The following is a 19,814-nucleotide window of genomic DNA, read 5'->3' on the forward strand; positions in this document are numbered from 1 at the left end:
GGCATCGCACTCTGCCACGAGACGCCGACGGTGGTCAGCCGTCGGCGTTCGTCTCACCGGGTCTCGACGCGCTCGCGCGACCTCGCAGGCTCGGTCGCGTCGCTTGCTCGACCTTCGCTGCTCTCGTAGGCCGAGCGAGCTCGGACTACGGCAGCTCCAGCAGCTTCTCGCGGACGGCGTACATCACCGCTTCCATCCGGGAGTGGAGCTGGAGCTTCTCGAGGATGTTGCGGACGTGGTTCTTGACGGTGTTCTCGCTGATGAAGAGGTTGCGTGCGATGTCGCGGTTGTTGAGGCCCTTCGCGACGTGGCCGAGCACCTGGAGCTCCCGCTCGGTGAGCCGCAGGCCGGGGACCGGGTCGCGCTCGGGGCGCGACATCTGCTTGAACTCGTCGATCAGCTTGACGGCCATGGAGGGGCTGATGAGCGACTGGCCGTCGGCGACCACGCGGATGGCCTGGGCGACCTCGTCGATGGAGGAGTCCTTGAGCAGGTAGCCGGAGGCGCCGCTCTTGACCGCCTCGTAGAGATCGGCCTCCTCGTCGGACACCGTCAGCATGATGATCTTGGCCGACGGGACGGCCTCCTTGATGGCCACGCAGGCCTCGATGCCGGAGCGCTTGGGCATCCGGATGTCCAGCAGCACGACGTCCGGGGCGGCGCTCTCGGCCAGCGCCGTGCCCTCCACGCCGTCTCCGGCCTCGCCCACGACCTCGACGCCGGGCTCGACCCCGAGCAGCATCGTCACCCCACGACGGAAGAGCTCCTGGTCGTCGACCACGAGCACCCGGATCGGTTCGTCCCTGTCGGCCACCCGGGCATCATGACACGCTCGGGTGGCCTCGTGGCCTGTCCTGGTAGTCCGGACAGGCCACCCGGCGTGGCCCGGTCAGGGTGTCTCGGCCTCGTCGGGCTGGGTGAGGTCCAGCGAGATCACGCCGTAGTCGTAGCCCCGGCGGCGATAGACGACCGCGGGTCGCTCGCTCTCCTTGTCCACGTACAGGTAGAAGTCGTGACCGACGAGCTCCATCTCGTAGAGAGCCTGGTCGAGCGTCATGGGGGACGCCGAGTGGGTCTTCTCGCGCACGACCAGCGGCCCGTCACCGGTCACCTCGATCGGCCCGACCTGCCGCTGGGTCACGCCGTCGTCGGCCGGCTGCTCGTCCTCGACGACCTCCAGGCCGGCGAGCGCCTGGCCCACGGAGACCGGCGCGTGCCGGCCGCGGTGCACGCGGCGCCGGTCGGCGGCACGGCGCATCTGCGCGGCCATCTTGTCCAGCGCCAGGTCCAGCGCGCCCATCTTGTCGTCTGCGGCGGCCTCGGCCCGGATCACGGGGCCCTTGGACAGGGCGGTGAGCTCGACATGGACCGCGCGGTCGTGCTGGCGGGGGTTGAGCTCGCAGTCGACCTCCACGTGCACCCGGATGATGCGGTGGTCGTGCTTCTCCAGCTTGCTCAGCTTCTCCTCGGCGTGAGCACGGAATCCCTCCGACAGCTCACAGTTGCGACCGGTGAAGACAGCTTCCATGTTGAACCTCCCGTTGTGACAGTTGGTGTGCGCACATGAGCATGGAGCCCGCCCGGCCGACCTGGTCTTCGACCCCACAGTCGCCTGCTGAGGCTCTCGCAGCTTGGATGCCACTACTGACCTTCTCCCGCCGGCCACGCGCATCTGACGCGTGGGGCGAGGCAGGACTTACGTCTAAGCCGCACCGTGATCGGCGCGCCCGGGCGAGCCCGGACGACGCCTTACGTGGACCGTTTCGCCTGCGACTGGCATCGGCTAGCCGTCCCGGCACTGCCAGAACAGCGCAACCACGGACCCGGACGGACTCCATAGAGAAACGTTAGTCCGTGCCTGGCTGGCCATAGAGGCGGGGGTCACCTTTCACCGCGCCGGGCCCTGCCCCTCCGCGCCCCGCCGACGGGTGGCCGCGACGGTCGCCACCGCGTGGACCTCCAGCCCCACCGACTCCAGGGCCCGCTGGGCCTCGCGAGCCGTGGAGCCGGTGGTGAGGACGTCGTCGCACACGACGAATCGCGCCTGCGGGGTGCGCTGCGCCAGGTGCCGGAGCGGCGCGGTTCGACAGGCCATCGACCCGGCGAGGTTGGTGGCCCGCGCAGCCGCCCCGAGCCCCGACTGGTCGAGCACGCCGGGGCGCGAGCGCAGCAGGCGGTACTCCGCCGCGTCCACGCCCTGCGCCCGCAGGACCACGCCCGCCAGCCGGGCCAGGGTCGCCGTGGGGTCGTGCCCACGGCTGCGCACGGAGGAGGGCCGTGAGGGGACCGGCACCAGCACGAACGGGCCCGCCGCGTCGGCGGTCGCGGCGCTCACCGCGACCGCGAGCACCCGCGCGAGCGGGCGGGCCAGCGCCCACACCCGGCGCTCCTTCAGTGCCAGGACCATCGCCCGGGGCAGCCCCTCGTAGGCGGTCGCCGCCCACGGCGTCGCCAGCCCGGCCGGCACCGGGGTCGGCCATGCGGGACTCGCCGCGACCTCGAGCAGCGCCGCGCAGTCCGGGCACAGTGGTCGGCCGGGTGCCGCGCAGCCCACGCACCGGCCGCCGAGCAGCAGGTCGAGGACGGCGTCGCGGTAGGGCATGGCCCGCATCGCACCAGCCGCGCCGATCCGGGACAAGGCAGGCGGAGGCGCCTGTGGATCAGCCCACGTAGCCCAGCGAGGCCGGCCGGCCCTCCAGCTCGACGACCCGGCTGGTGAGCAGGTCGACGACGCCCTCGTCGGTGACGGCGTACTGCCGCGCTCCCGGGACCGGCGAGCCGGCCAGCCCGAGGACCGCCTCGTTGACCGTGGTGGACAGGGCCTCGACACCGGCCGGCGCCCCGTCGACGACCACGGTGCGCACCTCGAACAGCTCTCCCGGCACGACCTCGCTGAGCAGCGCGACGGACGTGGGCGAGGTCCAGGCGATGTCGGTGACCCGCACCGGGTCGGCGTCCTCGAAGGTCATCGTGCGGACTCCGACCGCCTCACGCACGCGGCCTTGGAAGTCCACCTGGACGCGGCCGAGCAGCAGCCGGTCGACCCCGTCACGACGGACCACGGCGACGAACCGGGTGGCATCGCGCGAGACCACGAACGACCGCACGTCCTGGCCGGTCACGCCCGGCACCTGCAGCCCGCGGAGACGCTCGCCCTCGCGGAGGATGACGCGAGCCCCCGAGGGGGCGCGATCGACCATCCACAGCCGGTCCGCGAAGTCCCACGACGGCCGCAGCAGGCGGGTGGCGCCCGAGACGACCTGGATGGCGCGCTGGGGCGCCTCCTCCCCCGCCACGGCCCGCACCGGCGCCAGGAGCACCGAGCGGCCGTTGTCGGTGACCCCCGCCGCGAGCGTGGCGGGCAGGTTGACCGCGACCGAGCGCAGCCCATAGCCGGTGTCGCCGAACGGGCCCTCGGCCGGGGCCAGGGTGTCGAGCTCCCCCGACACGAGCAGGCCGTCGACCAGCCCGTAGAGCAGCCGGCTGGCCTGGTAGCCCGTCGGGTCGTACTCGGGGGCGGCGTCGACCCGGTACTCAGCGACCCCGTCCGGCAGCCGGATCCTCTCGTCGCCGATCTGCAGCCGGATGGCGCTGATGGACGGCTCCTGGCGCAGCGTCCAGACGAGCTGGGCGAGCATCTTCTCGATGACCTCGGGATTCTGCTGGCCCGAGTCGCCGACCAGGGTGATGTCCGCGACGCCCTCCTCGGAGATGGGGACCGACAGCCCCACCGTCAGGTTCGGTGGCAGGAAGCTGCGCGCCACGCCGGACAGCCGCTCCCCCGGGCCCGCCAGCAGGCCGTCGATGAGCGTCGTCGCCAGCTGCTCCCCGCGCGGGACGAAGACCGGCTCCGGCACCAGGATCTGGGCCGTGCGGTCGAAGAAGTAGAGGGAGGCCTGGCGGAACCGCTGCGAGAACCACTGGGCCGGCACGATCAGGGCGTCGGGGGCGTTCGCGATGCGGTACTCGCCGTCCTCGACGACCATGCGGAACGTCAGCCGCCGCTGGTCGGCCGGGAGCGGCCCCTGCCACCCGCCCCGCCCGTCGAGCGACTCGGGGTCGCCGAGCGTCACCGAGACGTTGCGGCTGCCGGCGTCGGCACTGGGGTCGGTGATGTCGCCGTAGGTGATCGTCGCGTCGTCGGGGTTCCACGCCGCCTGGGCCTCGCGGGCCAGGAACTGGCGCGCGACGTTGGCCTGGACGGGGTAGGCCGTCATCGCGTCGAGGAAGCCGTTGACGATGTCGAGGGCCGCGTCGCCCTCCTGGGGCGGGATGGCGTCGATGGCGGCGGCCTGCTGCTCGGCCACCTTGGCGGACGGCTCGGTCTCGACCACCGGCCCCTTCTCGGGGAGCTCGACGCAGCCCGTCAGCGCGGCCAGCAGCAGGACGGCCGAGAGCGCGGCGAGCGTCCGGCGCCGGCCGGTCATCGGGCTACCTCCCGGACCGGGTCGTCGGCGTCGGCCGGGACCAGCCGGAGTGGGCTGTGCCGCAGCGGCGCACCCGCTCGGCGGGGCAGGGTCAGGCGGAACTGCGCGCCCTGCCCGGGGCGGCCCCACGCCTGCAGCCACCCCCCGTGCAGGTGCGTGTCCTCGAGGGCGATGGCCAGGCCCAGGCCGGTGCCGCCGCTGGTGCGCGCCCGCGCCGGGTCGGCGCGCCAGAACCGGTTGAACACCATCGCCGACTCCCCCGGCGCCAGCCCGACGCCGTAGTCGCGCACCGCGACCGCCGCGGCCTGGTCGTCGCATCCCAGCAGGACCTTGATCTCGCGCCGAGCCTCGGCATGGTCGATCGCGTTGGTGATGAGGTTGCGCATGATCCGCTCGACCCGGCGCACGTCGGCCTCGGCCAGGCACGGCCGCTCCGGCGCCTCGACCACCACCCGCACGCCTCGCTGCTCGGCGAGCGCACGGGTGGAGTCGACCACCCGGTGGACGACGTCGAGCAGGTTGACGTCCTCCGCCTCCAGCACGGCGGCGCCGGCGTCGAAGCGGCTGATCTCGAGCAGGTCGGCCAGCAGCACCTCGAACCGGTCGAGCTCGATCTGCAGCAGCTCGGCCGCCCGGCGGGTGGCCGGGTCGAAGGACTCCTTGGCGTCGTGCAGCACGTCGCCGGCCATCCGGACGGTGGTGAGCGGGGTGCGCAGCTCGTGCGAGACGTCGGAGACGAACCGGCGCTGCACGCGGCTGAGCTCCTCGAGCTGGCGGATCTGGCGCTGCAGGTTGCTGGCCATCTGGTTGAACGACGTCGCGAGTCGGGCGAGGTCGTCCTCGCCCGAGACCCGCAGGCGCTCCTGCAGCCGGCCGGCCGCCAGGCGCTCGGCGACCTCGCGCGCCAGCCGGATGGGGTTGACGACCTGCCGGGCCACCAGCCAGGTGATGCCGGCGACGAGGACCAGGAGGGCGACGGCGGCGGTCAGCAGGGCGCGCGTCACCAGTCCCAGGGTCTCCTGCTCGGCGTCGAGGGGGAACAGGAGGTAGAAGGTGTAGGTCCTCCCGTCGGAGGGGAGCAGCACCTGGCTGCCGACGACGATCCCCGGCTCCTCGCGCACCTCTCCCTCAGCCGACCGGGTCGCGACCCGGGTGTAGGTCCACGCCGTCGGCGCGATCTCCTCGAAGTGCTCCTGCAGCGAGTCGGGGACGCTGACCAGGTTCAGGCCGGGGGTGTACTCCGGCCCGCCGTCGGAGAGCCGGGCGTCCTCGCCGGTGGGGACGCCGAGCACGACGCGGAAGCCGCGGGTCTCTCCGCGCGCGATGATCAGGTCGGCCAGCTCGCGCTGCTGCCGACTGGCGTTGACCTCGGTGCCGGAGGCGGCCTCCAGGCGGTCACGCGCCTCCTCGATGCTCGCGTCGGACTCCGCCAGAACCGACTCGACCCGATGCTCCAGCAGGCCCTCCTTGGTCGAGTCGAGCAGGAACCACCCGACCCCGCTGATCACGATGGCCGAGAGCACCAGGGTGCTGGCGACGACGCGCGCCTGGATCGAGCGGCGCCAGAACGTGAGGGCCCGCCGTACGCCGGGAGGGACGCCCGGCCACCGTCGGCGGGCCATCATCGCTACCCGTTCCCGGCCTTGTAGCCCACGCCGCGGACGGTCACCACGATCTCGGGGTGCTCGGGGTCGTGCTCGACCTTGGAGCGCAGTCGCTGCACGTGCACGTTGACCAGCCGGGTGTCGGCGGCGTGGCGGTAGCCCCACACCTGCTCGAGCAGGACCTCGCGCGTGAAGACCTGCCACGGCTTGCGGGCCAGGCACAGGAGCAGGTCGAACTCCAGGGGGGTCAGGCTGATCGGCTCGCCGACGCGGTGCACGGAGTGCCCGGCGACGTCGATGGTGAGGTCGCCGATGGTCAGGTTCTCCGCCGACGTGGCGTCGAACCGGCGCACCCGGGCCCGGATCCGGGCTACGAGCTCCTTGGGCTTGAACGGCTTGACGACGTAGTCATCGGCGCCGGACTCCAGGCCCACCACCACGTCGACGGTGTCGCCCTTGGCGGTGAGCATCACGATGGGCACGCCCGACTCGCCGCGGATCTCCTTGCACACGTCGATCCCGTCGCGTCCGGGCAGCATCAGGTCGAGCAGCACCACGTCGGGCCGGTAGTCGCGGAACTCGTCCATGGCGAGGTCTCCGCGGGTGCAGATCCGGCTGTCGAAGCCCTCCTGGCGCAGGACGATCGTCAGCATCTCGGCCAGCGAGGCATCGTCGTCGACCACCAGCACGCGCCCCTTGGGCGCGATGGCACTCGCGGTCCCCACCTGTGTCATGGCCTCAATAGTGCCATCAGCCACGCACGAGCCCGGAAGACGCCACCGCCCCCTGATCCGGACGGATCAGGGGGCGGGGCACCGGGCTCGCGGACGCAGAGCTCAGTAGCGGTACTGGTCGGACTTGAACGGGCCCCGGACGTCGACGCCGAGGTAGGCGGCCTGGTCGTCGCTCAACGTGGTCAGCTTGACGCCGAGGGCGTCGAGGTGGAGGCGGGCGACCTCCTCGTCGAGGTGCTTGGGCAGCACGTAGACGCCGACCGGGTACTCCTGCGGCTTGGTGAAGATCTCGATCTGCGCCAGGACCTGGTTGGTGAACGAGTTCGACATGACGAACGACGGGTGGCCGGTCGCGTTGCCGAGGTTCATCAGGCGGCCCTCGGAGAGCACGATGATCGCGTTGCCCGCGGGGAAGGTCCACACGTCGACCTGCGGCTTGACGTTCTTGCGGACCGCGACGCCCTCCGCCTCGAGGCCGGCCATGTCGATCTCGTTGTCGAAGTGACCGATGTTGCCGAGGATCGCGTTGTGGCGCATGCGCGACATCTGCTCGACGGTCACGACGTCCTTGTTGCCCGTCGCGGTGATGATGATGTCGGCGACGTCCAGCACGTTGTCGAGGGTGTCGACCTGGTAGCCGTCCATGGCCGCCTGCAGCGCGCAGATCGGGTCGATCTCGGTGACGATGACGCGGGCGCCCTGGCCGCGCAGGGACTCGGCGCAGCCCTTGCCGACGTCGCCGTAGCCGCACACGACGGCGACCTTGCCGCCGATCAGGACGTCGGTGGCGCGGTTGATGCCGTCGATGAGCGAGTGGCGGCAGCCGTACTTGTTGTCGAACTTGGACTTGGTGACCGAGTCGTTGACGTTGATGGCGGGGAAGAGCAGCGAGCCCTCCTTCATCATGTCGTAGAGACGCAGCACACCGGTGGTGGTCTCCTCGGTGACGCCCTTGATCTCGCCGGCGATCTGGGTCCAGCGGTCCTTGCTCTCGGCCAGCGAGGCGTTGAGGACGTCGAAGACGACCTTCTGCTCGACGCTCTTGGCGGTGGCGGGATCCGGCGCGACGCCGGTCTTCTCCGCCTCGACGCCCAGGTGGACGAGCATCGTGGCGTCGCCACCGTCGTCGAGGATCATGTTGGCGAACTTGCCGTCGGGCCACCGCAGGATCTGCTGGGTGCACCACCAGTACTCCTCCAGCGACTCACCCTTCCAGGCGAAGACCGGGACGCCGGCGGGGCTGTCGACGGTGCCCTCGGGGCCCACGGCGATGGCCGCGGCCGCGTGGTCCTGGGTGGAGAAGATGTTGCAGGAGGCCCAGCGGACCTCGGCGCCGAGCGCGGTGAGGGTCTCGATCAGGACCGCGGTCTGGATCGTCATGTGCAGCGAGCCGGCGATGCGAGCGCCCGCGAGCGGCTTGGAGTCGCCGTAGCGCTCCCGCATGGCCATCAGCCCGGGCATCTCGTGCTCGGCGAGTTGGATCTCCATGCGGCCGAAGTCGGCCAACGAGAGGTCGGCAACCTTGTAGTCCATTCATGCTCCTGGGTGCAGGCGGTGGGCGTGGCGTCAAGGCTAGAACGGGTTCCCACCGATCGCAGAATCCTCGCGACCCCCGTGTCGAGACGGTGGCGGCGCGGGTGTAAAGGGGCCCAGGAGTCAGTGGGCGGTGGGCTCGGCGGTCTTGCCGTGACCGAACGGCAGCACGTGCATGATCGCCACCACCACGGCGCCGACCACCACCCCGGCGACGGCCGAGAGGGCCGTGTTGACCAGCCAGCCGAGCGCGGCGCCGAGGGCCCCCGCCGCGTGGTGGACGTCCTCCTCGAGGTGGTGGACCAGCTCGTACGGCGCATGCCAGCCGAGGTCGTCGGCTCCGACCAGCAGGATGTGCCCGCCGACCCAGAGCATCGCGACCGTGCCGACCACCGAGATCGTGGCGAGCAGCCCCGGCATGGCGCGCACCAGGCCGTGGCCGACCTTCTGCGCCACGGCCGAGGTGCGCTGGCTGAGCGCGAGGCCGATGTCGTCCATCTTCACGATGAGCGCGACCACGCCGTAGACGACGGCGGTGATCAGGAAGGCGACGGCCACCAGGATCACCGCACGGGAGACGAACGGCTCGTCGGCGACCTCGTTGAGGGAGATCACCATGATCTCGGCCGAGAGGATCAGGTCCGTGCGGATCGCTCCCGAGACCATGGTCTTCTCGGCCGCGTCGTCCAGCGCGCCCGCCTGCTTCTCCTCCGGATGGTGACCGGACAGCTTCTCCCAGATCTTCTCGGCGCCCTCGTAGCACAGGAAGGTGCCGCCCAGCATCAGGATCGGGGTGAGCAGCCACGGCAGGAACTGGCTCAGCAGCAGCGCCAGCGGCAGGATGATGAGGAGCTTGTTGCGCAGCGAGCCGACCGCGATCTGCTTGATCATCGGCAGCTCGCGCTTGGCCGCGACGCCCTGGACGTACTGGGGGGTGACCGCGGTGTCGTCGACGACGACGCCGGCCGCCTTCATGCTGGCCCGTCCCGCGGCAGCCGAGACGTCGTCGACCGAGGCGGCCGCGAGTCGAGCCAGCGCCGCGACGTCGTCGAGCAGGGCGAAGAGGCCGCCGCTCATCGCGCGGCTCCGGTCGTCATAACGTCATGCTACTGAGCCCGCGGGCGCATCAGGTGCGCGGTGTCCGCGGCGGCAGCGGGCTGCCGTCGGGACGCTCCTGCGCGAGCTGCTCGACCAGCCGGTCCAGGACCGGCGCGTCGTGGTCCTCCTGGGCCACGACCGTGACGCCCAGGTCGACCGCGTGGCGGGCGTGCCGCTCGGCGTAGCCGAACGGGTCGACCAGCACCGTCAACCGGGTCGCGACCGGCGGCCAGGCCAGCAGCATGGCCAGCGCCACCGAGCCGAGCGTGACGACCAGCAGCGCCGGCACGAGCCGGTCCTGTGCCCACTCGGGGAAGCCGGCGTACAACGTGCCCTTCACGAAGAACCCGTGGAACAGGTAGACGACCAGGCTGGCCGCGCCCATCCGGGCGAACCATCCGGGCGCCCGCGGCAGCAGCGCCAGGAAGGAGAGGGCGGCGAGCGTGCCGACCACGAGCAGGCCGCCGCGGATCAGGAGGGAGTCCAGGTCGGACTCGCCGAGGGTGTCGTAGCGCGCGCGGTAGAAGAGCCACTCCGTGGACACGACGCTGTTGGTGACCCAGGTGAGGGCCAGGACGCCCGCGAACACGGCGACCGCCGCCACCTGGACCGGCGTACGGCGCAGCGCGGCCAGGCGCTGTGGTGTGGCCTTGAGACCGAGGACGAAGAACGGCAGCAGCCCGCAGATCCGGGCCAGGTCGAACATGTCGCCGGCCCAGAGCCCGGCGCCGAGGCTGATCGCCACGGCCACCAGCACCCCGCCCGGCAGCGGCCGGAAGATCGGGGTGACGAGGCGCCAGAAGAAGAGCGCGGAGAGGTACCACAGCGGCCAGTGCGGGTCGAGGAACAGGTCCTCCATCTCCTCGCCGCCGACGTAGTGGCGAAACAGCGCGATCGCGCACTCGAAGATCACGTAGGGCACGGCCACCGTGCGGACCAGCTGCCACAGCCGGGTGCGGGTCCACGCGAAGGAGCGCGAGAGGTAGCCGGTGACGAGCACGAAGGCGGGGATGTGCCACAGGTACACGAAGTCGTAGAGGTGGTTCACGACCGGCTCGTCGGGCAGCAGCGTCCAGGCGTGGCCGACCACCACCAGGGTCACCAACGCCATCTTCGCGTTGTCGAACCAGGCGTCGCGGGTCGCCACCGTCGGGCCCTAGACCTCGACGAGCCCGAGCCGCAGGTACTCGGCGGCGTACCTGCCGCTCAGCAGCAGCGACGCGTAGCGGGCCACCTCGCAGCCGGCCTCGCTCGTGACGTGCTCGACGCGGACGCCGCGCTCGTCGGCGGCGGCCAGCAGGCGCGCGCGGTGCTGGCGGACGACCGGGTCCTCGGCACCGTCGTCGAGCACGACCAGGAGCGGGCGCAGCTCACCGCCGTCGTCGGAGAACGGGTCGTCGAAGACGTCACGCGGTCGCGCCGCCTCGATGACCGGCAGCAGGTGCTCGGCGTCGCCGGCCAACGCAGAGCGGCCGCTGGCGCGGCGGATCGACTCGGCGACCCGGCGCGCGGCGCGCGCGGCCAGGACCGAGCCTCCCCAGACCAGGGGGTTGGCGTCGGCCAGCGCGATGGCCAGCATCTTGGCCGGGTTGACGGCGAGGTCGCGGTGCGGCGAGCAGGCGGTGGCGACCGCGTCGAGCGCCTCGGCCACCTCCTCCGGCGGCGCGCTCGGCCCGAGCTCGATCTCGTGCAGGTAGGTCAGCATCACCACCGCGGTCGCCAGCTGGTCCTGGGTCGTCGTCGGGAGGATCGCCGTCCAGCGTCCCGCGGCGTGCTCGGCCACGATCGAGGAGGGCGGGCAGGCCACCACCACCTGGCAGCCGCGACGCACCGCCTCGGCGACCGCCGAGGCCGAGCCCGCGTCGCCGCCGTCCGGGGCCAGCACCACCACCAGGTCGAGGCTGCCGACCCACCCGGGCAGCGCCTGGCCCGGCCAAGCCACGAACGGCACCGGGCACCACGGCTCCAGCACCGCCCGCAGCAGCCGGGAGTCGGGGCCGGCGGCGATGACCGCACGCGGTCGCGCCTGGTCCTGGGTCAGGGCCACGACCTGGGCGAGGGCCTCCGCGGCGTCACCGGCCTCGCGGCGTACGCGCGCGCCGGACTCGGCGAGCGTGCGCAGGCGCAGGTCGGCGCCTCGCAGCGCGCGCTCGTCGTCGAGCCGGGACTCGTCGAACCAGGACATCTCAGCCGGGCTTGCGGGCTTCGTCGACCAGCATGACCGGGATGCCATCGCGGATCGGGTACGCCAGGCCGCAGCCCTCGCACACCAGCTCCGCGGCCTCGCGATCGTCGTCCACCAGCTCCAGGTCGGCGTGGCACGCCGGACAGACGATGATCTCCAACAGTGTGGGGTCCAGCTCGATGCTCATCGTTCACTCCTGATCTGGGCGAGAACCTCGTCGCGGATCCGCGCCATGGTCGCCTCGTCCTTGCCTTCGGCGTTCAGCCGCAGCAGCGGCTCGGTATTGGACGGGCGCACGTTGAACGTCCACTCGTCATGGGCGACGGACAGCCCGTCCAGCCAGTCGGTCTCGACGCCCTGGCAACCACCGTAGGCGGCCTCGAGCGCCTCCATCACGGCGGCCTGGTCGGCGACCTGGCTGTTGATCTCCCCGCTCACCGGGTAGCGCTCGTAGTCGGCCATCAGCTCCGAGAGGCTCCGGCCGGTCTCGGCGAGGGCGGCCAGCGCATGCAGGGCCGCGAGCATCCCGGAGTCGGCGCGCCAGAAGTCCCGGAAGTAGAAGTGGCCGCTGTGCTCGCCGCCGAAGATCGCGTCGGTCTCGGCCATCGTGGCCTTGATGAAGGAGTGACCCACCCGGGTGCGCACCGGGTTGCCGCCGAGCTCGCGGACGATCTCGGGCACCGCGCGGCTGGTGATCAGGTTGTGGATGACCGTGGCGCCGGGCTCCTTGGCCAGCTCGCGCGACGCGATCAGGGCGGTCAGCGTGGACGGCGAGACGGCGCGCCCCGTCTCGTCGACGAGGAAGCAACGGTCGGCGTCGCCGTCGAAGGCCAGCCCGACGTCGGCGCCGGTCTCGAGGACCTTGGCCTTGAGGTCGGCGAGGTTGGCCTCGTCGATCGGGTTGGCCTCGTGGTGGGGGAAGGTGCCGTCGAGCTCGAAGTACAGCGGCACCAGGTCGACCAGGTCGCCCAGGAGCCCGAACACGGCCGGGGCGGTGTGGCCGGCCATCCCGTTGCCGGCGTCGGCGACGACCCGCAGCCGCCGTCCGGCCACCGGTGCCAGGGAGACCAGGTGGGCGGCGTAGGCCTCGAGCACGTCGGCCTCGTAGACCTTGCCGGTGCGCGCCGAGACGCCGCCGGGCTCTCCCGAGGCGACGAGGTCTCGGATCTCGGCGAGCCCCGTCTCCAGGCCGATCGGGGTGGCGAGGCTGCGGCACATCTTGATGCCGTTGTACTCCGCGGGGTTGTGGCTGGCCGTGAACATCGCGCCGGGCATCCTCAGGTGACCCGAGGCGAAGTAGAGCTGGTCGGTGGAGGCCAGGCCGATCATCACGACGTCGGCCCCGGCCTCGCTGGCCCCTTCGGCGAAGGCCGCGGCCATGCCCGGAGAGCTGGGACGCATGTCGTGGCCGACGACGACCTCGCGCGCGCCCACCACCGCGACGTAGGCCCGGCCGGTCGCGTGCGCGAGCGCCTCGTCGATCTGGTCGGGCACGGTGCCGCGCACGTCGTAGGCCTTGAAGATGGCGTGCACGTTCGTCGGGTCGAGCGTCTTGGAGGTCGTGGCTGCCATGACGCAGACCCTAGTGCCCGCGGGCTGGACGCCTCAGTCCGTGGTCAGAACGCGCAGGTGCCCGCGGCGCGTGGTCTCGTGGCCGGTCTCGTCCTCCGGGGCGACGCGCGCCACGGGGACCGGCCGGGCGGCCTCGCGGACGGCGTCGGCGAGGGCCAGCAGGTCGTCACCGGACGGGCCGGTGTCGACGGGCTGACCGGCGAGCCGGATGACCTCCCAGCCGCGCGGCGCCGAGAGCCGCTCGCTGTGCACGGCGCACAGGTCGTAGGCGTGCGGCTCGGCGAAGGTCGCCAGCGGCCCCAGGACAGCGGTCGAGTCGGCGTAGACGTAGGTGAGGGTGTTGACGGCGGGGCGTCCGCAGGGGCTGCGCGAACAACGACGCTTGAGGGTCACGGGCCAGACGCTACCCGGCGCTGGTGGCGCACCCGTTTAGGCTCGCTGCTGTGGAGCACAGACGCCGGACCAGGGATCGCCACGACCGCGGGATGCGAGGGCCGGCGGTGCAGGCACGTCCCGGCGCCCGGCTGCCTCGCGGCAGCAAGCGCGAGCAGTTCGACGCGCTCGTCCTGCGCATCGTCACCGACATCGACGAGCGCTGGTCGCGCCGGCTGGGCCTGGTGGAGTACGCCGTCGAGGATGCCCCGCTGATCCCCGACGACTGGACCGACACCGTGCCCCTCTCCTCGCTCGTGCGCGGCAGCGGCACCACCCCGACCCGGCTCGTCCTCTTCCGTCGTCCGATTGAGCACCGCTGCGAGGGCCGCGCCGAGCTCGAGGCCATGGTCCTCACCCTGGTGGTCGAGCAGGTCGCCGAGCTCCTCGACCTCCCGGCTCACGAGGTCGACCCCCGCTACGGCCCCGCCGACGACGACTGAGACCGCGCACCTTGCGGCTACGGCAGCCCGGGACGTACGTCGCCGACCAGGCTGCTGGTGACGAGCTCGCGCAGGCGGAGGACGGCGACCCGGGTGCCCTCGGTGACGACGAGGGCACCGGTGACCTCGGTCCGCTCGGGGCTGACGGTGAGCAGGGCGGTGGCGGGGGGCAGGTCGAGGCCGAAGCCGCGACCGGGCTGGACCTCGATCGTCTCCTCGGCGAGCACCGTCCCGTTCGCGGCGCGGGCGGTGACGGCCACGGCGCCGGCCCGCGTGGCACCGGCCAGCTCGAGGCGCTTGTCGCCCGCCGGCGCCACGACCGTGGCGGGCGAGGTGAGCGGGGTCCCGGCGACGGCGTGAGACAGGTCGCGTCGGACGTAGGAGCGCAGCGTGGCGGTGATCGGGTCGGGCGCCTCGACGAGCAGCCCGCTGACGCCCTTCGCGGCCTTGCCGGTCAACACCTGCGCGAGGGAGACCCGGGTGACGCTGCGCGGTGGCAGCACCACCTCCTCGAGGCCGGCGGGGCTGAAGACCGCGCTCGGCGAGACCAGCCGGACCGTCGCCCGGGTCTCGTCCTCGCCCGGGTTGAGGAGCACCAGGTTGTGCAGGCCCTTGCCGGGCGTGACCCCGAGCAGCAGGTTGCTGGTGGCGGGGGCGGCCTGGGCGGGCAGCCAGTCGTCGGCAGCGCCGCCGGTGCCGAGCTCCTGCTGCCGGTCGCGCACGCTCGCGGCGACGCGACCGCGGGCGGTGGTGACGTGGACGGCCAGCTCGTCGCGCCGCGGCACGAGCGCGCCCAGGTCGAGCCGGACGACGCCGCGCGGCGGGACCGCCACGCCCCGCAGCTCCGGCGCGTCGACGACGCCCGCGACGCCGTAGAGCGTCGCATCGACGATCGCCGGACCACCGTCGGGGTTGACCAGCTCGAGCACGGAGGTGTGGCGGGCGCCGGCGCCCAGGCCGGTGAACCACAGGTCCGGGGCCGGCGCCCGGCACTCGGCCGCCGCGAGCGGCTGGTCGAAGCGGGCGGCGACCAGGCCGGCCGCCAGGGCGCCCTCGGGCCTGGCGATGAAGGGGCCGGGCCCGGTGGTGAGGGTGGTGACCCGGCCCGGTCGGACCTCGGCCTGTCCCCCGGTGTCGCCGACGGTGTACGGCGTGGTGCCGCCGGCGTCGGTGCCGCTCGCCACGCGGACCTCGCGAGAGCCGCCCGGGCAGACCACCACGGTCCGCGAGAGCGAGGTCTGCGCGGGTGGGCGCGTCGACGGCTCCGCCGCGTCCGGGCGCACGGCGAGCAGGGTGGCGGCGGTCAGCAGCGGCAGCACGACCGCGAGCACGGTCGTGACGTCCAGGCGCCGCCCGCGGGAGCGGCCGGACTGGTTGCCGGAGTGGTTGCCGGACTGGTTGCCGGGGGCGCTCATCGTCGGCCCCTCCTCGTGCTGGGGGCGCAGAGCACTGCGACCACGACGATCGCGACCGCCTGCAGGACCAGCAGGCCGATGCGCAGCCACGAGCGAGGGCCGTCGACGGCGTCCTGGTCGAGCGGGCGAGCGACCTGCCAGGCGCGGGTGGTGCGCTCCTCGGCGCTGGCCTGGACGAGCCCCGGGGTCGCGTCGAGGGCCGCGGCCACCGACCCGTCGGCGGGCGCGGGGAGCACGACGTACTCGATCCCCTCGTCGGCGAGCGCGCTGACGACGCCCGGCGTGGGCCGCGAGAGCAGCGTGGTCACGAGCTCGGTGAACCCGGCGTCGGCGGTGTCGAGGTCCAGGATCTCGTCCTCGCCGAGGGTGACCCCGTCGCCGCGGCGGATCGTGTAGGTCAGCCCGTCCTCGACCGACCCGCGGACCACAAGGATCCCGTGGGCGTCGCCGGTGCGCGAGCTCTGGACCATGTAGGCGGGGATGTCGGTGTCCTCGGCGTCGGCGAGGCGGTCGTGGCCACCGGCCCCGAACCACACCAGGCCGCCGATCGGCACCACGGCGGCGAGGACGGCCACCGCCGCGACCAGCGACCGTCCCGCAGGCCGGCGCGGGGCCGAGCCGAGGAGCAGTCCCTGCCCGCCGAGGGTGGCGGCGACGACGAAGGCGCCCTGCAGCACCACGACCAGGAAGCTCACCCCGGGCTGGGTGGTGGTGGCGTCGAGGGTGATCGTGAGGTTGCCGAGCACGGCGGCGAGGGCGCCCGCCACGAGGGCCACGACCCAGCACACCAGCACCGGTATCCGGGTCGCACGCGGCACCAGCGCGAGCACGGCCGCGGCGAGCAGGATCGCGCCCAGCCACCAGGGCGCCCCGAGCTCGCCGAGGCGGCCGGTGAGCAGGTCCAGCGACTCCACGCGCGGGGTCGGCAGCCGCCCGATGTCGAGCACCAGACCGGCCGCCGCCCCGTGCAGCAGCAGCGGCACCCACCACGGGGCGAGCAGCACGGGGACCGCGGCGATGGCGGTGGCCGGCGGGCCCCAGGTGGAGCGGTCGCGCATGGCGGACGGCACGATCGCGAAGGCCGCGGCGACCACGACCAGGCCGACGGCCAGGCCGAAGAGCCAGGCCACCGGCGCGAAGGCGGTCGTCAGCGCCAGCAGCAGCGCGGTGCGCCAGCCGGCGCGCCAGCGGCGGTCCGCCGACGGGTCGGCGAAGCCCAGCGCGGCGTGCGCGAGCCAGGGCAGCAGCACGGCCGCGACCACCGGGCCCAGGCGCCCGTCGCCCCACGCCCCGCTCGTGACCGGCACCAGCGCGTACGTCGTGGCGCCCCAGAGCAGGACCCAGCGCGGCGCGCCCCGGTACGACACCAGGCGCCCGACGACCCGCAGGAAGCGCCAGGCGCCCCAGACGCCGGCGGGGACGGCGAGGACCAGCAGAGCCGAGACACTCAGGCCGGTGCCGAGCACCGAGGCCACCAGCGCCAGCGGCAGCACGTACGCCGGCGCCGGCACCGCGGTGCCCTGCCCGAGTGGGTGCCAGGACTCCAGGTACAGGCCCCACCAGGCGCCGGCCGAGTCCGGGACCGGCGACAGCCCACCGCCCACGACGGTGCCGAACGCCTCGCGGGCGCTGAGCACCGCGGCGAGGACGAACAGCGACAGCAGGACCGCGATGGGGTTGGTCAGGAAGCGGGCGACGGCTCCGGAGTCCTCGAAGGCCTCCTCGTCGTCGTCGGTGACGGGGCGCCGGGCCGCGAGCGAGGACGGGTCGCGCTCGATGGCGGCGGCCCGGCGGCGCTCGGCGACGTCGGCAGCCTGGTGGGTGGCGGCGGCCGCGAGGTCGCTCACGAAGTCGAGCCCGTGCCGGTATGGCAGCCAGGGCGGCGCCAGGAGCGCCCGCACCTCGGCGGGGTCGGCCACCTGGCGCCCCTGCCGCTCGCGGCGGGCCGCGAGGATGCGCCGCGGGCTGGAGTAGAGCGAGACCAGGGCCGCGAGCTCGTCGAGCGCCTCCCCCACCGAGCGCACCAGCAGGAAGCCGATCATCCGCACCAGGGTGCCGAGGCCGAGTCGCAGCACCTGGAACGGCAGCGCCCGGCCCCGGCTGTTGACCAGGAGGGTGTAGAGCGCGGCCCGGCGCTCCTGGTAGTGGGTGTGCCGGCCGGTGAGCGGGGTGCGCCGGACGCCCCGGTGAGCGGCCTCCGCGTGGAACACGACCGCGCCCGGGACCACGAGCGTGGTGTGGCCGGCGGCCGCGGCGCGCCAGCCGAAGTCCAGGTCGTTGCCGAAGATCGGCAGCTGGTCGTCGAAGCCGCCCAGCTCCTCGAGCACCCGACGCCGCACGAGCATGCCGGCGGTGTTGACGGCGAGCACGCGCCGCACGGCGGAGTGCTGGCCCTGGTCGAACTCCCCCCGCTCCAGCCCGGTCTCGCGTCGCCCCGTGCCGGAGATCGTGATCCCGACCTCGAGCAGCCGGCGCAGGGACGGCCACTCGCGCAGGGTCGGCCCGAGCACGTCCGCCTCGGGGTGCTCCTGCGCGGCGGCGAGCAGGGTGGCCAGCGCGGCGGGATCGGGGTTGGCGTCGTCGTGCAGGATCCAGACCCACTCGACCGGCCCGTCGGGCGCCGCGGCCTCGCCGCTCAGGCGCTCCAGGGCGAGGTCGACCGCGGCCGGGAAGTGGGTGGCGCCGGCGGTCCGCAGCACGGCGTCGGGGCCGAAGGCCTCCTCGAGGAGGTCGGCGCTGCCGTCCTTGCTGCCGGTGTCGACCGCGAGGACCCGATCGACGGGGCGGGTCTGGGCGCGCAGACCCTGGATGACCGTGGGGAGCCAGCGCCCGCCGTCATGGCTGACGAGGAGCGCGGCTACCGAGGTCCCAGACACGATCGGCCACCCTAGCCCCGCGGCGAAGAGCCCCGAAAATGGAGGAACCCCGGCCACCCGGGCCGGGGTATTCCTTCAGAGTCAGACCGCGCGCTTCTTCAGCTTGCGACGCTCCCGCTCGGAGAGACCGCCCCAGATGCCGAAGCGCTCGTCGTTGAACAGCGCGGCCTCGAGACAGTCGTCTCGCACCTCGCACGTGAGACAGACCTTCTTCGCCTCCCTCGTGGATCCACCCTTCTCAGGGAAGAACGCCTCCGGATCGGTCTGTGCACAGAGCGCACGGTCCTGCCACCCCGCATCCTCGGCGTCCGGTTCGAGAAGAAACAGTTCTCTCACGGTTCTCACCCTTTCGACCCAGCAACACCCCAGAACAACACTGTGGGAATTACATGCCTGTCGTACCCCCTAAGTCAAGCCCTGATCTGCTAATGGAGCCCACCGCCTCGCCCCTGCCCCACCCGCGTGCGGCAAGGTAACGGCCATGCTGAAGCACATCACGGTCCTCTCCGGCGGCATGGGCGGGGCACGGTTCCTGCAGGGTCTGCTGCACGGGATCGCCACCGGCGTCCTGCCCGGGGTCGCTCCCGACGCCCAGGTGAGCGTCGTCGCCAACACCGCCGACGACCTCTGGGTGCACGGCCTCAAGGTCTGCCCGGACCTCGACACCGTGATGTACACCCTGGGCGACGGCATCGACCTCGAGCGCGGCTGGGGGCGGCGGGAGGAGACCTGGAGCGTCAAGACCGAGCTCGCCGCGTACGGCGTGGAGCCGACCTGGTTCGGCCTGGGCGACCGCGACGTCGCCACCCACCTGGTGCGCACGCAGATGCTCGACGCCGGCTACCCGCTCTCGGCCGTCACCGAGGCGCTCTGCCGCCGCTGGCTCGTCCCGGTGCACCCCCGCCTCCGGCTGCTCCCGATGACCGACGACCGGGTCGAGACCCACGTCGCGATCGCCGACCCCGACGCGCCGAGCGGGCGCCGCGTCGTCCACTTCCAGGAGTACTGGGTCCGGCTGCGGGCCTCGGTGCCGGCCGAGTCGGTGCTCTTCGTGGGGCTCGACGAGGCCACCCCCGGCCCCGGCGTGCTCGACGCGATCACCGACGCCGACCTCGTGGTGCTGCCCCCCTCCAACCCGGTGGTGTCGGTCGGCACGATCCTGGGGGTGCCCGGGGTGCGCGAGGCCGTGCGCGCCACCGGCGCCCCGGTGGTCGGCCTCTCCCCCATCGTCGGCGGCACCCACGTGCGCGGCATGGCCGAGCAGATGCTGACCTCGATCGGCGTGCAGGTCAGCGCCGCGGGAGTCGGGCTGCACTATGGCGCCCGCTCCCAGGGCGGGGTGCTCGACGGCTGGCTGGTCGACGAGCGCGACGCCGCTCAGGTCGAGCGGCTCACGGACGCCGGCCTGGCCTGCCGTGCCGTGCCGCTGATGATGACCGACCACGACGCCACCGCCGCGATGGCGGCCGCGGCGATCGACCTGGTCCGATGAGCC

At 73.0% G+C, this 19,814-nt stretch carries 18 protein-coding genes; 2 read left to right on the top strand and 16 right to left on the bottom strand.

Annotation, left to right across the window (positions count from 1 at the left end; all coding sequences use genetic code 11):
* Nucleotides 1-145: 145 nt before the first annotated feature.
* The 13 genes from LQ940_RS15880 to LQ940_RS15940 form a co-directional block, all read right to left on the bottom strand.
* A complete protein-coding gene (locus LQ940_RS15880) occupies nucleotides 146-814 on the bottom strand; it encodes a response regulator (protein ID WP_231243078.1) in 669 nt (222 codons plus the stop codon).
* A gap of 75 nt (nucleotides 815-889) precedes the next feature.
* Nucleotides 890-1,528 (bottom strand): ribosome hibernation-promoting factor, HPF/YfiA family, encoded by a 639-nt coding sequence (hpf, locus tag LQ940_RS15885; protein WP_231243076.1) that lies wholly within the window; start codon nucleotides 1,526-1,528, stop codon nucleotides 890-892.
* Nucleotides 1,529-1,888: 360 nt separating this feature from the next.
* A complete protein-coding gene (locus LQ940_RS15890) occupies nucleotides 1,889-2,602 on the bottom strand; it encodes a ComF family protein (RefSeq protein WP_231243074.1) in 714 nt (237 codons plus the stop codon).
* Between the two features lie 58 nt (nucleotides 2,603-2,660).
* Nucleotides 2,661-4,427 carry an LpqB family beta-propeller domain-containing protein gene (locus tag LQ940_RS15895; RefSeq protein ID WP_231243072.1) on the bottom strand — a complete coding sequence of 589 codons (1,767 nt, stop codon included), beginning with the start codon at nucleotides 4,425-4,427 and terminating at the stop codon, nucleotides 2,661-2,663.
* The gene (gene mtrB / locus LQ940_RS15900) at nucleotides 4,424-6,052 is read right to left on the bottom strand and encodes an MtrAB system histidine kinase MtrB (RefSeq protein WP_231243071.1); all 1,629 of its coding nucleotides are present in this window, start codon (nucleotides 6,050-6,052) and stop codon (nucleotides 4,424-4,426) included. The genes LQ940_RS15895 and mtrB overlap by 4 nt, the downstream gene beginning before the upstream one ends.
* 2 nt (nucleotides 6,053-6,054) lie before the next feature.
* Nucleotides 6,055-6,765 (bottom strand): MtrAB system response regulator MtrA, encoded by a 711-nt coding sequence (gene mtrA, locus LQ940_RS15905; RefSeq protein ID WP_231243069.1) that lies wholly within the window; start codon nucleotides 6,763-6,765, stop codon nucleotides 6,055-6,057.
* A gap of 102 nt (nucleotides 6,766-6,867) precedes the next feature.
* Nucleotides 6,868-8,298 (bottom strand): adenosylhomocysteinase, encoded by a 1,431-nt coding sequence (gene ahcY / locus LQ940_RS15910; RefSeq protein WP_231243067.1) that lies wholly within the window; start codon nucleotides 8,296-8,298, stop codon nucleotides 6,868-6,870.
* 123 nt (nucleotides 8,299-8,421) lie between these two features.
* The gene (locus LQ940_RS15915) at nucleotides 8,422-9,375 is read right to left on the bottom strand and encodes a DUF808 domain-containing protein (RefSeq protein ID WP_231243065.1); all 954 of its coding nucleotides are present in this window, start codon (nucleotides 9,373-9,375) and stop codon (nucleotides 8,422-8,424) included.
* Nucleotides 9,376-9,424: 49 nt separating this feature from the next.
* A complete protein-coding gene (locus tag LQ940_RS15920) occupies nucleotides 9,425-10,543 on the bottom strand; it encodes an acyltransferase family protein (protein WP_231243063.1) in 1,119 nt (372 codons plus the stop codon).
* 9 nt (nucleotides 10,544-10,552) lie between these two features.
* The gene (locus LQ940_RS15925; RefSeq protein ID WP_231243061.1) at nucleotides 10,553-11,581 is read right to left on the bottom strand and encodes an SIS domain-containing protein; all 1,029 of its coding nucleotides are present in this window, start codon (nucleotides 11,579-11,581) and stop codon (nucleotides 10,553-10,555) included.
* A gap of 1 nt (nucleotide 11,582) precedes the next feature.
* A complete protein-coding gene (locus tag LQ940_RS15930; RefSeq protein ID WP_269214657.1) occupies nucleotides 11,583-11,768 on the bottom strand; it encodes a Trm112 family protein in 186 nt (61 codons plus the stop codon).
* Nucleotides 11,765-13,153 (bottom strand): phosphomannomutase/phosphoglucomutase, encoded by a 1,389-nt coding sequence (locus tag LQ940_RS15935; protein ID WP_231243059.1) that lies wholly within the window; start codon nucleotides 13,151-13,153, stop codon nucleotides 11,765-11,767. The genes LQ940_RS15930 and LQ940_RS15935 overlap by 4 nt, the downstream gene beginning before the upstream one ends.
* 33 nt (nucleotides 13,154-13,186) lie before the next feature.
* On the bottom strand, nucleotides 13,187-13,546 hold the full coding sequence (locus LQ940_RS15940) for a DUF3499 domain-containing protein (protein WP_231243057.1): 360 nt from the start codon (nucleotides 13,544-13,546) through the stop codon (nucleotides 13,187-13,189).
* A gap of 107 nt (nucleotides 13,547-13,653) precedes the next feature.
* Here LQ940_RS15940 and LQ940_RS15945 point away from each other — a divergent pair, with 107 nt between their 5' ends.
* The gene (locus tag LQ940_RS15945) at nucleotides 13,654-14,028 is read left to right on the top strand and encodes a metallopeptidase family protein (protein WP_231243055.1); all 375 of its coding nucleotides are present in this window, start codon (nucleotides 13,654-13,656) and stop codon (nucleotides 14,026-14,028) included.
* Between the two features lie 17 nt (nucleotides 14,029-14,045).
* Here LQ940_RS15945 and LQ940_RS15950 read toward each other — a convergent pair whose 3' ends face one another.
* The 3 genes from LQ940_RS15950 to LQ940_RS15960 form a co-directional block, all read right to left on the bottom strand.
* Entirely contained in the window at nucleotides 14,046-15,443 is a 1,398-nt protein-coding gene (locus LQ940_RS15950; RefSeq protein WP_231243053.1) for a DUF5719 family protein, read from the bottom strand.
* Nucleotides 15,440-18,319 (bottom strand): glycosyltransferase family 2 protein, encoded by a 2,880-nt coding sequence (locus tag LQ940_RS15955; protein WP_231243052.1) that lies wholly within the window; start codon nucleotides 18,317-18,319, stop codon nucleotides 15,440-15,442. The genes LQ940_RS15950 and LQ940_RS15955 overlap by 4 nt, the downstream gene beginning before the upstream one ends.
* Nucleotides 18,320-18,400: 81 nt before the next feature.
* Nucleotides 18,401-18,655, bottom strand: coding sequence for a WhiB family transcriptional regulator (locus LQ940_RS15960; protein ID WP_091026910.1), 255 nt, complete (start codon nucleotides 18,653-18,655; stop codon nucleotides 18,401-18,403).
* Nucleotides 18,656-18,800: 145 nt separating this feature from the next.
* Between LQ940_RS15960 and cofD the strand changes: the two genes are divergently transcribed.
* Nucleotides 18,801-19,811, top strand: coding sequence for a 2-phospho-L-lactate transferase (gene cofD, locus LQ940_RS15965; RefSeq protein WP_231243050.1), 1,011 nt, complete (start codon nucleotides 18,801-18,803; stop codon nucleotides 19,809-19,811).
* Nucleotides 19,812-19,814: the final 3 nt, after the last annotated feature.

Source organism: Nocardioides sp. cx-173, from assembly GCF_021117365.1.
Taxonomy (GTDB): Bacteria; Actinomycetota; Actinomycetes; order Propionibacteriales; family Nocardioidaceae; genus Nocardioides.

Bases quoted from the DNA above. Each gene is read 5' to 3' on its own strand.
- LQ940_RS15925 (WP_231243061.1), bottom strand. From the start codon at position 11,581: ATGTCCTGGTTCGACGAGTCCCGGCTCGACGACGAGCGCGCGCTGCGA.
- LQ940_RS15930 (WP_269214657.1), bottom strand. From the start codon at position 11,768: ATGAGCATCGAGCTGGACCCCACACTGTTGGAGATCATCGTCTGTCCG.
- cofD (WP_231243050.1), top strand. From the start codon at position 18,801: ATGCTGAAGCACATCACGGTCCTCTCCGGCGGCATGGGCGGGGCACGG.
- LQ940_RS15915 (WP_231243065.1), bottom strand. From the start codon at position 9,375: ATGAGCGGCGGCCTCTTCGCCCTGCTCGACGACGTCGCGGCGCTGGCT.
- hpf (WP_231243076.1), bottom strand. From the start codon at position 1,528: ATGGAAGCTGTCTTCACCGGTCGCAACTGTGAGCTGTCGGAGGGATTC.
- mtrA (WP_231243069.1), bottom strand. From the start codon at position 6,765: ATGACACAGGTGGGGACCGCGAGTGCCATCGCGCCCAAGGGGCGCGTG.
- mtrB (WP_231243071.1), bottom strand. From the start codon at position 6,052: ATGATGGCCCGCCGACGGTGGCCGGGCGTCCCTCCCGGCGTACGGCGG.
- LQ940_RS15950 (WP_231243053.1), bottom strand. From the start codon at position 15,443: ATGAGCGCCCCCGGCAACCAGTCCGGCAACCACTCCGGCAACCAGTCC.
- LQ940_RS15895 (WP_231243072.1), bottom strand. From the start codon at position 4,427: ATGACCGGCCGGCGCCGGACGCTCGCCGCGCTCTCGGCCGTCCTGCTG.
- LQ940_RS15890 (WP_231243074.1), bottom strand. From the start codon at position 2,602: ATGCCCTACCGCGACGCCGTCCTCGACCTGCTGCTCGGCGGCCGGTGC.
- LQ940_RS15935 (WP_231243059.1), bottom strand. From the start codon at position 13,153: ATGGCAGCCACGACCTCCAAGACGCTCGACCCGACGAACGTGCACGCC.
- ahcY (WP_231243067.1), bottom strand. From the start codon at position 8,298: ATGGACTACAAGGTTGCCGACCTCTCGTTGGCCGACTTCGGCCGCATG.